At 67.7% G+C, this 16,724-nt stretch carries 16 protein-coding genes; 3 read left to right on the forward strand and 13 right to left on the reverse strand.

Features of this window, described 5'->3' with window-relative positions; translation table 11 throughout:
* Positions 1-11 precede the first annotated feature (11 nt).
* The 8 genes from hemW to OXS31_RS12565 all read right to left on the reverse strand — a co-directional run bounded on the left by hemW (position 12) and on the right by OXS31_RS12565 (position 7,913).
* Entirely contained in the window at positions 12-1,163 is a 1,152-nt protein-coding gene (gene hemW, locus OXS31_RS12530) for a radical SAM family heme chaperone HemW (protein WP_267399280.1), read from the reverse strand.
* Complete coding sequence (rdgB, locus tag OXS31_RS12535) at positions 1,160-1,753, reverse strand: RdgB/HAM1 family non-canonical purine NTP pyrophosphatase (RefSeq protein WP_007161659.1); 594 nt, start codon at positions 1,751-1,753, stop codon at positions 1,160-1,162. The genes hemW and rdgB overlap by 4 nt, the downstream gene beginning before the upstream one ends.
* An 83-nt stretch (positions 1,754-1,836) precedes the next feature.
* On the reverse strand, positions 1,837-2,457 hold the full coding sequence (gene metW, locus OXS31_RS12540) for a methionine biosynthesis protein MetW (RefSeq protein ID WP_007161660.1): 621 nt from the start codon (positions 2,455-2,457) through the stop codon (positions 1,837-1,839).
* Positions 2,458-2,462: 5 nt separating this feature from the next.
* Positions 2,463-3,602, reverse strand: coding sequence for a homoserine O-acetyltransferase (locus OXS31_RS12545; protein ID WP_007161661.1), 1,140 nt, complete (start codon positions 3,600-3,602; stop codon positions 2,463-2,465).
* A 108-nt stretch (positions 3,603-3,710) separates the two neighbouring features.
* Complete coding sequence (locus tag OXS31_RS12550; protein ID WP_267399283.1) at positions 3,711-5,669, reverse strand: dynamin family protein; 1,959 nt, start codon at positions 5,667-5,669, stop codon at positions 3,711-3,713.
* 117 nt (positions 5,670-5,786) lie between these two features.
* Entirely contained in the window at positions 5,787-6,380 is a 594-nt protein-coding gene (locus OXS31_RS12555) for a YggT family protein (RefSeq protein WP_007161663.1), read from the reverse strand.
* A gap of 9 nt (positions 6,381-6,389) precedes the next feature.
* Entirely contained in the window at positions 6,390-7,208 is an 819-nt protein-coding gene (gene proC, locus OXS31_RS12560; RefSeq protein ID WP_267399285.1) for a pyrroline-5-carboxylate reductase, read from the reverse strand.
* A 9-nt stretch (positions 7,209-7,217) separates the two neighbouring features.
* A complete protein-coding gene (locus OXS31_RS12565) occupies positions 7,218-7,913 on the reverse strand; it encodes a YggS family pyridoxal phosphate-dependent enzyme (RefSeq protein ID WP_027598884.1) in 696 nt (231 codons plus the stop codon).
* A 126-nt stretch (positions 7,914-8,039) separates the two neighbouring features.
* Between OXS31_RS12565 and pilT the strand changes: the two genes are divergently transcribed.
* Together pilT and OXS31_RS12575 are read left to right on the forward strand one after the other, a co-directional pair.
* Positions 8,040-9,074, forward strand: coding sequence for a type IV pilus twitching motility protein PilT (gene pilT / locus OXS31_RS12570; RefSeq protein ID WP_007161666.1), 1,035 nt, complete (start codon positions 8,040-8,042; stop codon positions 9,072-9,074).
* Entirely contained in the window at positions 9,074-10,216 is a 1,143-nt protein-coding gene (locus tag OXS31_RS12575) for a PilT/PilU family type 4a pilus ATPase (RefSeq protein WP_007161667.1), read from the forward strand. The genes pilT and OXS31_RS12575 overlap by 1 nt, the downstream gene beginning before the upstream one ends.
* Here the strand turns inward: OXS31_RS12575 and OXS31_RS12580 are convergent.
* From OXS31_RS12580 to OXS31_RS12590, 3 genes are all read right to left on the reverse strand, one after another.
* On the reverse strand, positions 10,213-11,661 hold the full coding sequence (locus tag OXS31_RS12580; protein ID WP_027602930.1) for a UdgX family uracil-DNA binding protein: 1,449 nt from the start codon (positions 11,659-11,661) through the stop codon (positions 10,213-10,215). The genes OXS31_RS12575 and OXS31_RS12580 overlap by 4 nt on opposite strands.
* On the reverse strand, positions 11,662-12,873 hold the full coding sequence (locus tag OXS31_RS12585; protein ID WP_027602931.1) for a putative DNA modification/repair radical SAM protein: 1,212 nt from the start codon (positions 12,871-12,873) through the stop codon (positions 11,662-11,664).
* A 132-nt stretch (positions 12,874-13,005) separates the two neighbouring features.
* Entirely contained in the window at positions 13,006-13,713 is a 708-nt protein-coding gene (locus OXS31_RS12590; RefSeq protein WP_027602932.1) for a C40 family peptidase, read from the reverse strand.
* Between the two features lie 281 nt (positions 13,714-13,994).
* Between OXS31_RS12590 and OXS31_RS12595 the strand changes: the two genes are divergently transcribed.
* Positions 13,995-14,399: a TM2 domain-containing protein gene (locus OXS31_RS12595; protein WP_007161671.1), complete on the forward strand. Its 405-nt coding sequence runs from the start codon at positions 13,995-13,997 to the stop codon at positions 14,397-14,399.
* A gap of 50 nt (positions 14,400-14,449) precedes the next feature.
* On the opposite strand, the gene OXS31_RS12600 is transcribed toward OXS31_RS12595, so the two are convergent.
* The gene (locus OXS31_RS12600; RefSeq protein ID WP_144947538.1) at positions 14,450-15,727 is read right to left on the reverse strand and encodes a dihydroorotase; all 1,278 of its coding nucleotides are present in this window, start codon (positions 15,725-15,727) and stop codon (positions 14,450-14,452) included.
* Positions 15,724-16,722, reverse strand: coding sequence for an aspartate carbamoyltransferase catalytic subunit (locus OXS31_RS12605; RefSeq protein WP_007161673.1), 999 nt, complete (start codon positions 16,720-16,722; stop codon positions 15,724-15,726). The genes OXS31_RS12600 and OXS31_RS12605 overlap by 4 nt, the downstream gene beginning before the upstream one ends.
* Positions 16,723-16,724 lie beyond the last annotated feature (2 nt).

The following is a 16,724-nucleotide window of genomic DNA, read 5'->3' on the forward strand; positions in this document are numbered from 1 at the left end:
AGAGCTCCTCGTCAGTCAGGCAGAAAGGATTGCAAGAGGTCGTTCAGGAACAGCTGGCCGCGGGCGGTGGGGCGCAGCCGCTCCTCGTCCTCGGCCAGCAGGCCGGCGCGGCGCGCCGCGGCCAGCGCCGGCGCCAGGCTGTCCAGCGACTGGCCGGTCCGCTGCGGATACCAGGCGGCGGGCACCCCGTCGACCAGGCGCAGGGCGTTCATCATGAAATCGAAGGGCAGATCGGCCGGCTCCAGAGCTTTCGCGCCGGCCTGGAAGGCCTTGGCCGGATCCAGGTAGTCCTTGGGCAGACGGGTCTTCCAGGTGCGCAGCAGGGTACCGTCCGGGGCGCTGAGCTTGGCGTGGGCGCCGGCACCGATGCCGAGGAAGTCGCCGAAGCCCCAGTAGTTGAGATTGTGCCGCGCCTGGCGCCCGGGCTGGGCATAGGCGGAGGTCTCGTATTGCCCGTAGCCGGCGGCCGTCAGCCGCGCCTGGCCGGCTTCCTGGATGTCCCATAGGGTGTCGTCTTCGGGCAGCTCCGGCGGCTGGCTCCAGAACACCGTGTTGGGCTCCATGGTCAGCTGGTACCAGGACAGGTGCGTGGGCGCCAGGGCGATGGCCTGCTCCAGGTCACCGAGGGCATCGGCCACGGTCTGCTCGGGCAGGCCGTGCATGAGGTCCAGGTTGAAGTTGTCGAAACCGGCGGCGCGCGCCCGGTCGGCGGCGCGGATGGCTTCCTCGCGCCCGTGGATACGCCCCAGGGCCTTGAGCTTGGCGTCCTGGAAACTCTGGATGCCGATCGACAGCCGATTGATGCCCAGGCCGCGATAGGCGACGAACTTGGCCTGCTCGAAGGTGCCGGGGTTGGCTTCCAGGGTGATCTCGATGTCCGGCGCGAAGCTCAGGCGCCGGGCCACGCCGTCCAGCAGACGCCCCAGGGCCTCGGCGGAAAACAGACTGGGCGTGCCGCCGCCAAAGAAGATCGAGGTCAGCGGGCGGCCATGGACGTGCACCAGGTCCCTGTCCAGATCCGCCAGCAAGGCGTCGACGTACTCCACTTCCGGCAGGGTCGGACCGGCCGCATGCGAGTTGAAGTCGCAATAGGGGCACTTGCGCACGCACCAGGGGATGTGGACGTAGAGCGCCAGTGGCGGCAGGGCGAACACCTGGGTCACAGGCCGAGCCGTTGCTTGAGCTGGGCCATGGCGCGGGCGCGATGGCTGCGCTGGTTCTTTTCCGCCGGCGCCAGTTCGGCTGCGGAGACCGCTTCGCCATCGGGCTGGAACAGCGGATCGTAGCCGAAGCCATGCTCGCCCTGGGCGGCATGCAGGATGCGCCCGGGCCAGAGGCCTTCGCAGAGGATCGGCAGCGGATCGTCGGCGTGACGCACCAGCGCCAGCACGCAGACGAATTGGCCGGTGCGCTCGGCGTCGGGCACCTCTTTCAAGGCCTCGAGCAGCTTAGCGTTGTTGGCCGCATCGCCCTGGCCGTCGGCGTAGCGCGCGGAATAGATGCCGGGGGCGCCGCCGAGGGCGTCCACCGCCAGGCCCGAATCGTCGGCCAGGGCCGGCAGACCGGACAGCCGCGCCGCGTTGCGTGCCTTGAGGATGGCGTTCTCGACAAAGGACAGCCCGGTTTCCTCGGGCTCCACCTGGCTGAATTCACCTACCGAGCGCACCCGCACCCGGTCGCCGAGCATGGCCTGGAGTTCCTTGAGCTTGCCGGCGTTGTGGCTGGCGAGCACCAGTTCGGTAAGGTCGGACATGGGAGACTCCGCGTCGCGTTGAGAAGGGCGGCGTATTGTACGCGAAGCCGTGCCCGGGCTGGATGCGCCCCCCGTGCCTTACGTCATATCGCGACGCGATGCTCCTGCAGGCGCGGCGCGCTGACCCGGTAGATGCCGATCTCGCCGAGCAGGTTGGGCCACAGCTTGCTGGCCCAGCCATGACGGTGCAGGCGGTCCACGGCGAGGCGATCCAGCACCTGGGCGCGCTGTTCGCGGCAGAGGCGCTCGAAGTCCTCGAAGGTGCAGAAGTGGATGTTCGGCGTGTTGTACCAGGTGTAGGGCAGGAAGTCGGAGACCGGCATCCGCCCCCGGCCGCCCAGGTACAGCCGGCAGCGCCAGTGACCGAAGTTGGGAAAGGTGATGATGCACTGGCGACCAACCCTGAGCATCTCCTGGAGGATGCGATCGGGGTACTGCATGGCCTGCAGCGACTGGGTCATGACCACCACGTCGAAGCTGTCGCTGGCGAAGTTGGCCAGGCCGCCGTCGAGATCCTGCTCGATTACGTTGACGTCCTTGAGCAGGCATTCGGCGATCTTGTCCGGGTCGATCTCCAGGCCGTAGCCGGTGACCTGCTTGTGATCGCGCAGCCAGGCGAGCAACTCGCCGGTGCCGCAACCGAGGTCGAGGACCCGGCTGCCGGCGGGGATCCATTCCTGAATGATGTCCAGATCGGCGCGCACGGCAGCTATACCTCGATGCGGGTCATGTAGTGGGAGAAGGCCTGCAGATAGCGCGGGATGGGGATGAGGAAGGCGTCGTGACCCTGGGGGGCGTCGACCTCCAGGTAGCTGACGTCCTTGCGCGCGGCCATCAGGGCGTTGACGATCTCCTTGGAGCGCGCCGGCGAGAAGCGCCAGTCGGTGGTGAAGGAGACGATCAGGAAGCGCGCCTGCACCCCGGCCAGGGTCTTGGCCAGGTCGCCGCCATGGGCGTGGGCCGGATCGAAGTAGTCCAGCGCCTTGGTCATCAGCAGGTAGGTGTTGGCGTCGAAGCGGCCGGAGAATTCCTCGCCCTGGTAGCGCAGGTAGCTCTCCACCTGGAATTCGACGCTGTGGAAGTCGTAGTTGAGCTGATCGGTCTTGAGTTCGCGACCGAATTTCTCGCCCATGGCCTCATCGGACAGGTAGGTGATGTGGCCGACCATGCGCGCCAGCATCAGGCCGCGCTTGGGGATCACGCCCTTTTCCTGGAAGTGCCCGGCGTGGAAGTCCGGGTCCGAGAGGATGGCCTGGCGCGCCACCTCGTTGAAGGCGATGTTTTCCGCCGACAGCTTGGGTGCCGAGGCGATGGCCAGGCAGTGGCGGATGCGCTCGGGATAGCTGATGGTCCACTGCAGCGCCTGCATGCCACCCAGGCTGCCGCCGATCACCGCCGCCCACTGCGCGATGCCCAGGCGATCGGCCAGCCGCGCCTGGCTGTTGACCCAGTCTTCCACGGTCAGCACCGGAAAGTCCGCGCCATAGGCGCGGCCGGTGTCGGGATTGGGACTGCTGGGACCGGTGGAGCCGTTGCAGCCGCCGAGGTTGTTGAGGGCGACGACGAAGAACTTGCGGGTGTCGATGGGCTTGCCCGGACCGATGCAGCTGTCCCACCAGCCCGGCTTGCGGTCGTCCAGGCTGTGGTAGCCGGCCGCGTGGTGATGGCCGGAGAGCGCGTGGCAGATCAGCACGGCGTTGCTGCGGCTGGCGTTGAGTTCGCCATAGGTCTCGACCATCAGGTCGTAGGCCGGCAGGGTGCGGCCACAGGCCAGGGCCAGGGGCTCGTTGAAGTGCAGCAGCTCGGGGGTGACCAGGCCGACGGAATCTTCGGGAATGACGCTGGGCATTGACGGCTCGTCCGGGGCGGGGCTCGCCAGTCTAAAGAGCGTCGCCAGGAGCGGCAAGGGCAGCCGTGGCGCGGCGGTCAGGGGCCGCGCCTCGGGTGGCGGGTGGGGCTAGCCGACCCGTGCCAGCGGCAGGGCGACCACGTTGTCGTGGCGCTGGGAAGGGGCCGGCCGGCTGATCTGCTTGAGCATGTCGCTGACCTCGCTGAGCTGCCGATGCAGGACGTCCTCGTGCACCTGCAGGCGGCGCACCTGCTCCTGGCTGTTGAGGTTCTGCTGGGTGAGCTGCTTGAGCGCCAGCATGCTGGTTTCCAGCAGCTGCTTCTGCTCGCGAGTGTGCTGCACCAGCGGGGTCAGGGCGCCGTCGTTCCAGCGCAGCACCTGGGCATGGGCGCCCTCCTGCAGGGCCTGGACCTCCTGGGCCACGGTGGCGAAGAAGCGGCGGGCCAGGGCGCTCTGCTCGGTGAGCAGGGTCTTGACCTGGCGCTGGACCTCCTCGGTCTTGAGTTGCAGCTGGCGCAGCTCGCGGACATAGGGGCGGATGCGCAGCCGCGGCGCTTCCAGGGGGTGCAGCGGATTCTCCACATTGTGCCGCTGGTAGACCGCGCCGAGCACCTTGTTGGCCCGGTCGGCCTCGTTGTCCAGGGCCAGCAGGTCATGCTCGACCACGCGGAAGAAGCGGGCGATGGACTGGTTGATGCCGACGGTGGTCAGGCTGGTGCGGAATTCCCGGCGCGCGGTGTCCAGATGGGCGTCCAGGCGCTCCGGCGCGACCAGGTCGGTCAGCAGCTTGCGCTGCCCGGCCAGCATGTTCTGGGTGGTGCGCAGATCCAGCAGGCGGCGGTGATAGAGGTCGTATTCCTGGCGGGTGCGCGCGGTCTGCAATTCCAGGCCGGCACCGGGCAATTCCTCGTCGGCCAGTTGCGCGTACTGGGCGCGAATGGCTTCCAGGCGCTGCTCGATCAGGCTGCGGCTGGCACCCAGCAGGCCACTGGCCTGCTGCACGATGCGCTGCTGCAGCAGGCGCTCGCGGGCGCCGACGATGCGTTCGGCGAGCAACTGTTCGAGGCTGTCCAGCTGGCTGCGCGCGAGCAGTTCCAGATCGCCGCGGACCTTGCCCAGCAAGGCCTGCTTGGCCGACAGCGGCAGGATGTGCTCGGCCGGCAGCGCCAGTTGCCGGGCGCTGGCCTGGCGGACGTTTTCCAGCGACTGGGCGACATGGGCGACGCCGCCGAGGTCGTCCCAGAGGCTGTCGATCTTGTTCATCACCGCGAACAGTCGCTCCGGGGCATCGCCCAGGGACGGCTTGACGCACTGCTCCCAGAGCGCGAGGTCCGAGGCGGTCACGCCGGTGTCGGCACCAATGAGAAAGAGCACGGCCTGGGCGTGGGGCAGCAGCGACAGGGTCAGCTCGGGTTCGGCGCCCAGGGCGTTGAGGCCGGGGGTGTCGAGGATGCGCAGGCCCTGGCGCAGCAGCGGATGATCGATGCTGATCAGCGCATGGCGCCAGGCCGGGATGCTGACCAGGCCGTCGCTGTCGAGTTGTTCCAGTTGCTCGGGATCGAAGCCCAGTTGCACGGCGACGGCGGTTTCCACCTCGCGGGTCTCGGTGACCTTGGCCAGCAGGGCGGCCATGGCGTCCGCGTGGCGGTCGTCCAGGGCGAAGCGCTGCCAGGCCTCGGGCGCCTTGCGCCAGGCGGTCAGGCTGCGTTCGTCCAGGCGGCTGTCGATGGGCAGCAGCTGCAGATAGGGGCCGTCGGCCCCGGCGTCGAAGAAGATCTCGGTGGGGCACATGGTGGTGCGCCCGGCCTGGGACGGCAGCATGCGCTGGCCGTAGTCGGCGAAGAAGAGGGCGTTGATCAGTTCGGTCTTGCCGCGGGAGAACTCGCCGGCGAAGGCCAGGGTGATGCCGTCGGCCTGCAATTCGCTCTGGCAGGTCGCCAGGGCGGCGTCCAGGGCCGGGGAGGCCAGACGATTACGCTGCAACCAGTCGCGGTAGCGGCCCAATTGGGTGTCGAGTTCGGCTTTCCACGCGGCATAGGCATCGACGTGGCGGAACAGGCGTTCCATAGGGGACTTCCTTGACCTGAACAGCAAAGGCTGGACGGTGCCCCAGCGTCCAGAGGACGTCAATGGCGCCTCCGCCACGACGCGGCGGGCGGTCGTGGCAGGTGCGCGAGTGGTGCGTCAGAGGAAGGGCGCGAGAATCTGCGGCATGCCGGTGGCCGCGGCCAGCTGGCCGATGACGAAGCGGTCCAGCAGGTTGATCACGATGAAGGCGAAGATCGGCGACAGATCCAGCCCGCCCAGGCTCGGCAGGATGCGGCGGAAGGGTGCCAGCAGCGGCTCGCAGATCTGGTTGACCAGTTCGGCGGCCGGATTGTGGGTCTGGGGCGCGACCCAGGAGAGGATGACGCTGACGATCAGGGCAAAGAAGAACACCTTGAGGAACAGCGAGGCCACGCCGAGCAGGGCCCAGATCAGCAGGGCGGGGAACAGGCCGCCGATGCTGGCGCCGAGCAGCACCACCACGACCATCATCAGCGCCAGCTGGACCAGCACGGCCAGCACCAGGGCCGCCAGATCGACGCCGCCGAAGCCGGGAATGATGCGTCGCACCGGCTTGAGCAGCGGCTGGGTGGCGCGCACGGTGAATTGCGACAGCGGATTGTAGAAGTCGGCCCGGACCAGCTGCAGGATGAAGCGCAGCAGGATGATCAGCAGATAGAGACTGCCGAGGGTCTGGATGACGTAGACGAGAGCTTGCGCGAGAGCGGACATGGATACTCCTTATCGATCCGGCAACTGGGCCAGTTCCGCAGCCCGGTCGGCCGCGGCGGTGAGGGCTTCTTCCACCAGGTCCTCGAAGGCCCCGGCTTGGAAGGTTTCGATGGCGCGCTCGGTGGTGCCCTTGGGGGACATCACCGAACGACGCAATTGTTCGGGGCTGCGGTGACCCTGGCAGGCCATGGCGGCGGCGCCGCGGGCGGTGTGCAGGGTCAGTTGCTGGGCGACCTCGGCCGGCAGGCCGAGCTTGGTGCCGGCTTGGGTCATGGCTTCCATCAGCAGGAAGAAATAGGCCGGGCCGCTGCCGGAGACGGCGGTGACCGCGTCCAGCTGCTGTTCTTCCTCGACCCACAGGGCCAGGCCGACCGCGGCGAGGATCTCCTGGGCACGGGCGCGCTGCTCGGCGCTGACCTGGTCATTGGCGAACAGGCCGCTGGCGCCCAGGCGCAGCTGCGAGGGCACGTTCGGCATGCAGCGCACCAGCGCGCGCGGGCCCAGCCAACGGGTCAGGCTGGCGCAGGTGATGCCGGCGGCGACCGAGACGATCAGCTGGTCCGGACGCAGATGGGGGGCCAGTTCCTGGCAGACCTCGCCCATGACCTGGGGCTTCACCCCCAGCACCACCACGTCGGCGTCGGCGAGCACGGCGCTGTTGCTGGCCTCGACGCGGATGCCGTGCTCCCGGGCCAGGGCTTCGCGCTTGGCCGGATTGCGATTGCTGGCGCTCAGCTGCCGGGCCGGCACGCCCTGGGCGAGCAGGCCGCCGATGATGGCGCCGGCCATGTTGCCGGCGCCGATGAAGGCGATGCGGGTGTCGTTCATCGAGACTTCCTAGGTTGAAGAGGCGGCGCCGTAGTCGCGGGCGCCAAAGAGGGCGGTACCGACGCGGACCCAGGTGGCGCCCTCGGCGATGGCGGCTTCCAGATCCTGGCTCATGCCCATGGACAGGGTGTCCAGGCCCAGGTTCAGGGCTTCGCTCAGGGTGCGCAGCCGGGCGAAGGCGGCGCGCTGGCTGGCCGGGTCGTCGGTGGGTTCGGGGATGGCCATCAGGCCACGCAGGCGCAGGTTGGGCAACCGGCTGACCGCGGCGGCCAGGGCCGGCAGCTCGTCGGGGTGGCAGCCGGACTTGCTGGCTTCGCCGCTGACGTTGACCTGCAGGCAGATGTTCAGCGGGCCGCGCTCGGGCGGGCGCTGCTCGGCCAGGCGCTGGGCGATCTTCAGGCGATCCACCGAATGCACCCAGTCGAAATGGCTGGCGATGGCGCGGGTCTTGTTGGACTGGATGGGACCGATGAAATGCCACACCAGGGGCAGGTCGGCCAGCGCCGGCTGCTTGTCCAGCGCCTCCTGTAGATAGTTCTCGCCAAAGTCGCGCAGACCGGCAACGGCGGCCTCGCGCAAGGCGGCGGCGGGCTTGGTCTTGCTCACCGCCAGGAGGCCGACAGTCGCGGGATCGCGGCCTGCCGTCCGGCTGGCGGCGGCGATGCGTTCGAGTACGGTTGCGCTATTCTCGGCTATCGTGGACATTCAGCCCCTGCTTGCGTCGGCGCATCCGGCAGGCCTCGGCGTACCGGATGAGTGAGTGGCGGTGACCAGGTCAGACCGCCAGTGCTGCGCGGCATTCTACCTGCTTGCTCGACATCTGGGAGTCCCATGGATATCACCGAATTGCTGGCCTTTTCCGCGCGGCAAGGCGCCTCCGACCTGCACCTGTCCGCCGGCCTGCCGCCGATGATCCGCGTCGACGGCGACGTGCGCCGCATCAACCTGCCGGCCTTCGAGCACAAGCAGGTGCACGCGCTGATCTACGACATCATGAACGACAAGCAGCGCAAGGACTTCGAGGAATTCCTGGAGACCGACTTCTCCTTCGAGGTGCCGGGTGTGGCGCGCTTCCGGGTCAACGCCTTCAACCAGAATCGCGGTGCCGGCGCGGTGTTCCGGACCATTCCATCCAAGGTGCTGAGCATGGAAGAGCTCGGCATGGGCGAGGTGTTCAAGAAGATCACCGACGTCCCGCGCGGCCTGGTGCTGGTGACCGGGCCGACCGGCTCGGGCAAGTCCACCACCCTGGCGGCCATGCTCGACTACCTCAACAACACCAAGTACCACCACATCCTCACCATCGAGGATCCCATCGAATTCGTCCACGAATCCAAGAAGTGCCTGGTCAACCAGCGCGAGGTGCACCGCGACACCCTGGGCTTCTCCGAGGCCCTGCGCTCGGCGCTGCGCGAAGACCCGGACATCATCCTGGTGGGCGAGCTGCGCGACCTGGAGACCATCCGCCTGGCGCTGACCGCGGCCGAGACCGGGCACCTGGTCTTCGGCACCCTGCACACCACCTCGGCGGCCAAGACCATCGATCGGGTGGTGGACGTCTTTCCGGCGGAAGAGAAGTCGATGGTGCGTTCCATGTTGTCCGAATCCCTACAGGCGGTGGTTTCCCAGACCCTGCTCAAGAAGGTCGGCGGCGGCCGGGTGGCGGCCCACGAGATCATGATCGGCACGCCGGCCATCCGTAACCTGATCCGCGAGGACAAGGTGGCGCAGATGTATTCCTCGATCCAGACCGGTGGCGGCCTGGGCATGCAGACCCTGGACATGTGCCTCAAGGCGCTCCTGGCCAAGGGCCTGATCAGCCGCGACGCGGCCCGCGAGAAGGCCAAGACGCCGGAGAACTTCTGATGGATTTCGACAGGTTCCTGCAGCTGATGGTGGACAAGGGGGCGTCCGACCTCTTCATCACCACCGGCGTGCCCCCTTCGATGAAGATCAACGGGCGCATGACGCCGGTCACCAAGGACTCGCTCACGCCCGAGCAATGCCGGGCCCTGGTGCTGGGGGTGATGAACGACGAGCAGCGGCAGGAATTCCAGCAGAAGCGTGAGTGCAACTTCGCCATCAGCGCCCGCGGCATCGGCCGCTTCCGGGTCAGCGCCTTCTACCAGCGCAACCTGGTGGGCATGGTGCTGCGTCGCATCGAGGTCAATATCCCCACCGTCGAACAGCTGCGCCTGCCGGAGATCATCAAGAAGCTGGCCATGACCAAGCGCGGCCTGGTGATCTTCGTCGGCGCCACCGGCACCGGCAAGTCCACCTCGCTGGCGGCCATGATCGGCCACCGCAACAAGAACTCGGCGGGGCACATCATCTCCATCGAGGACCCCATCGAGTACATCCATCAGCACCAGGGCTGCATCGTCACCCAGCGCGAGGTGGGCATCGACACCGAGTCCTTCGAGGTGGCGCTGAAGAACACCCTGCGCCAGGCGCCGGACGTCATCATGATCGGCGAGATCCGCAGCCGGGACACCATGGAGCACGCCCTGGCCTTCGCCGAGACCGGCCACCTGTGCCTGGCCACTCTGCACGCCAACAACGCCAACCAGGCGCTGGACCGCATCATCCACTTCTTCCCGGCCGATCGGCACAGCCAGACCTGGATGGACCTCTCGCTCAACCTCAAGGGCATCGTCGCCCAGCAACTGGTGCCCACCATCGATGGCCAGGGCCGCCGCGCGGTGATCGAGGTGCTGCTCAACACCCCGCTGGTCGCCGACCTGATCCGCAAGGGCGAGGTGCACGAGCTCAAGGCGCTGATGAAGAAGTCCGGCGAGCTGGGCATGCAGACCTTCGACCAGTCGCTCTACGGGCTCTATCGTGATGGCGAGATCACCTACGAGGCCGCCCTGGCCCACGCCGACTCCGCCAACGACCTGCGCCTGATGATCAAGCTGGGTTCGGAAACGGATGCCGATCACCTCAATCAGATCACCCGCAACCTCTCGGTGGACATGGGCGACGAGCCGCCCAAGCGCTTCCGCTAGCCTTCGGCTGTGCTGCCGGCCGCCAGGGCCCTGGCCTCGCGCAGGGCGGCGACAAGAGCCTGGCGCGCCTGGTCCTGCTGCTCGGCATCCGGGGTGCGCAGGATGTAGGAGGGGTGATAGGTGGCGATGATCCAGCGCTCGTCCAGTCGCAGGGGCCGTCCCATGAATTGCGCCAGACCCCTTGGCTTGCGCTTGAGCAGGGCTTCCAGGGCGGTCGAGCCCAGGGCCACCACGACCGTCGGCTGGATGTCGCGCAATTCCTGCTCCAGCCAGTAGCGGCAGGGGGCAATCTCCGGTCCCGGGGTGACGTGCTTGCGTCTTCTGCCCTGGGGAATCCACTTGAAGTGCTTGACCGCATTGGTGAGGAACACCTCGCTGCGCTCGAGGCCGGCTTCGGCCAGCGCCGCCATCAGCACCTGGCCGGCCGGGCCGACGAAGGGCCGGCCCGCCAGGTCCTCCTGATCGCCGGGCTGTTCGCCCAACAGCAGGATGCGCGCGGTGCGCGGGCCTTCGCCGGCCACCGGCTGGGTGGCCTTTTCCCAGAGTTCGCAGCGACGGCACTCGTCGAGGGTGGTGGGCAGCGGGCGTTCGGGCTGGGCGCGCTCGGCCGCGATCAGCACCTCGCGACCGCTCTGGCGACCCACGGCTTCGGCCTGGGCCAGGCGCTGGGCGCCGGCCCGCGCCTCGCTGAGCAGCGCCGGGATCAGCGGCCCTTCCGGCAGATCCTTCCAGAAACGCGCCGGCATGTTGCCCCTCAGGGTGCGCGGATTGGCCCGCGCCGGATTGAAGGTGCTGCGGTAGTAGGCGCGCCAGAGTTCGTCACCAGCGTTGCGGTCGTCGTCTTCCGGCGTCTGCCGGGCCAGGCGTTGCAGCTCGGCGGGGCAGGGCTCCACCAGTTGCAGCGCCTGACCGTCCCAGAGCGCGGCGGCTTCGGGGGTCGCGATCAGCCAGCTGCTGTTGCCCATGCGGTCGCAGAAGTGCGGCGCCGCCAGGGCCAGGACGTCGTGGGCCGGCTGGTGCCAGGCCACCCAGGCCGGCGGACCTGCGCTTTCCGCGCGCGGCCGAAAGCGCAGGAAGGCATGCACATGGTGGATCTCGCGGCGGATCGCCTTGACCCGGCGCTGCAATTCGCTGCCGTCTTCGTCACCGGCCAGCATGGCTGCCCGTTCGCCGCGGGCGACGCGCCAGAGCACCTGGTAAAGCAGCGCCCAGCGATCGTCGCTGCGAAAGCAGGCGGCGTAGGTCAGGGCTTCGGCCAGTTGCGGCGGGATGCGTATGGCGCCGCTGGGCGGGGGCGCCACGACTTCGGCCGGTTCGTCGAACAGATCGCCCAGGCCGCGACTCTCCTGCCAGCTCACCTGGGCCGGCGGGATACCGGCCTGCAACAGCCGCCGCGCCTCCTTGCGCCAGCCGGCGAAGGTGCCGTCGAAATCGACTCTCTGCATCTAGAGCAGGGCGAGCTGGGCGGGCGGTTCGGCGAGCTGCCGGCGCAGGTCCAGGGACTCGGCCAGGCGCGGTTGCGGGCGATAGTCCTGGGTGACGATGAAGGGGCGCGCCTTTTCCACGCTGCATTTCAGGCGGATCAGGTCGGCGTAGCGGATGCGTCGCTCGCGTCTGAGCTCCACCAGCCGCTTGGCCGAGAGCACGCCGATGCCGGGTACCCGGGCGATCAGCGCCTGGTCGGCGCGATTGAGATCCAGCGGGAAGATGGCGCGATTGTGCAGCGCCCAGGCCAGCTTGGGATCGACATCCAGCGGCAGCTGGCCGTCTTCGGTGGGCAACTCATCCGCTTGGAAGCCATAGCCACGCATGAGGAAGTCGGCCTGGTACAGGCGATGCTCGCGCAGCAGCGGCGGCGGTTGCAGCGGCACCGTGCCCGGGCTTTCCGGGATGGGGCTGAAGGCCGAATAGTAGACCCGCTTGAGGCGATAGGCGCCGTACAGCGTCTGGGCGGTATCGAGAATGGTGCGGTCGTCGGTGGCATCGGCGCCCACGATCATCTGGGTGCTCTGGCCCGCCGGGGCGAAACGCGGCGCCTTGGCTTCGGCCTCGGCTTCTTCCAGGCCTAGGCGGATGTTGCCCATGGTCTTGCGGATGCTGCTGCCGTTCTTTTCCGGCGCCAGCTTGATCAGACTGCTCTCGGTGGGCAGCTCGATGTTGACCGACAGGCGATCGGCATAGAGACCCGCCTGGGCGATGATCTCGGGATCGGCGTCGGGAATGGTCTTGAGGTGGATGTAGCCGCGGAACTGGTGCTGCTCGCGCAACAGCTGGGCGACCCGGGTCATCTGCTCCATGGTGTAGTTGGAGGAGCGGATGATGCCGGAGCTGAGGAACAGTCCGCTGATGACATTGCGCCGATAGAAGTCGAGGGTCAGCTGCACCACTTCCTCGGGCGTGAAGCGCGCCCGCGGCACGTTGCTGCTGCGGCGATTGACGCAGTACTGGCAGTCGTACTGGCAGAAGTTGGTCAGCAGCACCTTGAGCAGCGCCACGCAGCGCCCATCGGGGGTGAAGCTATGGCAGATGCCCATGCCATCGGTCGAGCCCAGGCCGTCCTTGCCCTTCGAGCTGCGTTTGGGCGCGCCGCTGCTGGCGCAGGACACGTCGTACTTGGCGGCATCGGCGAGAATGATCAGCTTGTCGGCGAGCTCCATCGAGATCTCCTGGACTGTGATTGCATACAGTATCCAGGAAGCGGAGCGTCGTTCAATGGCTTTGCGCCGGGCGGCGCCGAGTGGAGCGACACTCCGCCGGGCGGTAGTGCCCGGCGGAGCGAGGGGGAGGGATCAGGACTTGCGGGTACGCTTGGTACGCGGCTTGTCCGCGACGGGATCGGCTTCCGCCGCCAGAGTGGTGGGCTGCTGCAGCACGCGCTTGGCCGAGGCGAAGCGCTTGGTCCAGTAGGGCTTGCTCAGGTGATCGACGCGCACGCTCTCGCCACTGCGCGGGGCATGGACGAATCTATCGTTGCCCAGGTAGATGGCGACGTGATCGATACCGCTGCGCTGACCGGTCTTGAAGAACACCAGGTCGCCGGCCTTGAGATCGCCACGGGCGACCTTGGGTCCCTTGAGCTGGGCCAGTTCCCTGGAAGTACGCGGCAGCTTGACGTTGTGCACGTCGCGATAGACGTAGTTGACCAGGCCGCTGCAATCCAGACCGTTCTGCGGATTGGTACCGCCGAAACGATAGGGCGTGCCGACCAGGTCCATGGCGCGGGTCGCCACCTGGGCGCCGACGTTGCGGGTGGCGGCCTGGGCGGTGGCCTGTTTGCGGTGCAGGGCGCTGGTCGCACGGGCGGCGCGCTTGGCGCGGGCCGCGGAGGCTGCCTGGGCACGGTCGACGCTGGCGACGTGGCGAGCGGCGGCCTTGGGTGCGGGAGCAGCGGCGGCGTGCCGGGCGGTCTTGGGAGCTGAGGCGGCGGTGACATGCCGGGCTGCGACCTTGTGGACCGGAGCGGCAGTGCGCGCTGCAGAGTTCTCTTTCGCTTGCACTGCCGCGGGCAGTACAAGACAGGCGGAGAGCCATGTCAGAAGAAATAGACGCATTGTCGTAGGGGTGTCTGAAGATCGAAGCGAGGGATTCTATACCAACCCTGTGGATATTTTGTGCACCTCTCATCAAGAAATTATGTAATTTTTAGCGGAAAGTGAGGTCCCTTGAGCGCCAGCCAGTGAGACTCCCTGGGCATTCATCCAGTTTTCGACATAAAGTCACGGTGAAGGTAAGGGTGTAGGTAAGGCGGGTCTTTTCCTTCAGTCGCGAGGTAGTAGGCATGCGGTATCAGGACACCCACAGCAAGGTTATGGGCTATCTGCTGTGGATCTTCGGCTTTCTCGGCGCCCACCGCTTCTACTATGGCAAGCCGGTTACCGGCACGATCTGGTTCTGCACCCTGGGCCTGCTGGGCATCGGCTGGCTGATCGACCTCTTCCTGATCCCGGCCATGGATCGCGAGGCGGACCTGCGCTTCCAGTCCGGCTCGCTCAACTACAGCCTGGGCTGGATCCTGCTGACCTTTCTCGGCATCTTCGGCGTGCACCGCCTCTACCTGGGCAAGTGGATCACCGCCATCCTCTATTTCTTTACGGCGGGTTTCTTCCTGCTGGGCGTGCTCTACGACTTCTGGACGCTTAATTCGCAGATCTCCGAAGAGAATCGCCGGCGGCTGGTGCGCTAGCGTCGGCTGGATGGCAAGAAGAAGGGGCTCCATGGAGCCCCTTCTTCTATTCAGGCGTCACGGCGATAGGTGGTGCGGCCACCCACCAGGGTGCGTTCGATGCGTCCCCCCAGGGTGAGGCCCTGGAAGGGGCAGTTGCGTCCACGGGACAGCCAGGGCGTGGCGGCCTGGGCGGTCGGCTGCTGGGCGAACAGCACCAGGTCCGCCGGCAGGCCCTTGGCCAAGCGGCCCGCCGCGAGGCGCAGGGCTTGGGCCGGGCCGCTGGTGAGGCGGGCCAGCAGGGTCGGCAGATCCAGCAGGCCATCGTCCACCAGGGTCAGGGCCAGGGGCAGCAGCAATTCGACGCTGCTGATGCCCGGCTCGGTGGCGGCGAAGGGCGCCAGCTTGGCGTCCGCCTCGTGGGGCTGGTGATGGCTGGAGATGGCGCCGATCACCCCGTCCCGTACCCCGGCGCGCAGGGCGTCGCGATCGCGCGCGGTGCGCAGCGGCGGCTTGACGTGATAGAGACTGGAAAAGCCCTGCAGGGCCTCGTCGGTGAGCAGCAACTGGTAGAGCGCCACATCGGCGGTCACCGGCAGGCCGCGCGCCTGGGCGGCGGCGATCATCTCCACCGCGCGGGCACTGGTCAGCTGCCCGAAGTGGGCGCGCACGCCACTCTGTTCCACCAGCAGCAGGTCACGCGACAGGGCGATGGTCTCCGCGGTCTCCGGGATGCCGGTGAGCCCCAGGAAGCTGGCGGTGGGTCCTTCGTGGGCGAGACCGCCGTGGGCCAGATCGGCGTCCAGGGCGGTAAAGACCACGGTGAGGTCGAAGGTGGCGGCGTATTCCAGCGCGCGTCGCTGCACCCGCAGATTCTCGAAGGGCTGCAGACCGTTGGTGAAGGCCACGCAACCGGCGTCGCGCAGGGCCATCAGTTCGGCCAGCTGCTCGCCGGCGAGGCCTTTGGTCAGGGCGCCGATGGGATGGACGCGGGCATGATCGGCGGTGCGCGCCCGGTCGAGGATGAGTTCGGCCACCGCCGTGGTGTCCAGCACCGGGCGGGTGGTGGGCGGGCAGCACAGGCTGGTGACGCCACCGGCCGCGGCGGCGCGGGTCTCGCTGTCGACGTTGCCCTTGCGGGTCAGGCCCGGTTCGCACAGGGCGACATCCAGATCGACCAGGCCGGGCGCCAGGATCAGGCCGCTGGCGTCCAGCTGCTCGTCGGCCTGGAAGCCCAGGGGCGCCTCGCCGAGGGCGAGGATGCGACCCTGGTCGACATGGACGTCGCTGATCCGGTCGAGACCGGTGGCCGGGTCGATCACCCGGGCGTTGCGGATGCTCAGGCTCACTGCGCATTCTCCTGTAGCTGACGCTGGGCCGTCTGCCCGCTCATGGTCATCGACAAGACCGCCATGCGGACCGCGATGCCGTAGGTGACCTGGTTGAGGATGACCGACTGCTCGCCATCGGCGACCGCGGATTCGATTTCGACGCCCCGGTTGATCGGCCCGGGGTGCATGACGATGGCATCGGGCTTGGCGCGCGCCAGGCGCTGGCGGGTCAGGCCGAACAGCCGGTAGTACTCGCCTTCGCTGGGCAAGAGGCCGCCCTGCATGCGCTCGCGTTGCAGGCGCAGCATGATCACTACGTCCACGCCGTCCAGGCCCTCGGCCAGGTCGGTGAAGGTGCGTACGCCATAGAGTTCTTCGAGGCCGACCGGCAGCAGGGTGCGCGGGGCGATCACGCGGATGTCGCGGCAACCCAGGGTGCGCAGCGCCAGCATGTCGGAGCGGGCGACCCGCGAATGCAGGATGTCGCCGACGATGGCCACCGACAGGTTGGCGAAATCGCCCTTGTGGCGGCGAATGGTCAGCATGTCGAGCATGCCCTGGGTGGGGTGCGCATGGCGGCCGTCGCCCCCATTGATGATGGCCACATCGGGGCAGACGTGCTCGGCGATGAAGTGGGCGGCGCCGGAATCGGCGTGGCGCACCACGAACATGTCGGCGGCCATGGCTTCCAGATTGCGCAGGGTGTCGAACAGCGTCTCGCCCTTGCTGGTGGAGGAGGTGGAGACGTTGAGGGTGATGACGTCCGCCGACAGCCGCTTGGCCGCCAGTTCGAAGGTGGTGCGGGTGCGGGTCGAATTTTCGAAGAAGACGTTGCACACGGTCTTGCCGCGCAGCAACGGCACCTTTTTCACCGCCCGGGCACCGACCTCGAGAAAGGAGTCGGCGGTGTCGAGCAATTCGGTGAGGAGTTCGGCGGGCAGGTCGTCGAGTGACAGGAAGTGGCGCAATTGGCCCTGGGCGTTGAGTTGCAGCGAACGCGTAGCGTCGGTCATGG

The organism is Pseudomonas sp. GM_Psu_1, assembly GCF_026544185.1.
GTDB classification, from domain to species: Bacteria; Pseudomonadota; Gammaproteobacteria; order Pseudomonadales; family Pseudomonadaceae; genus Chryseomonas; species Chryseomonas oryzihabitans.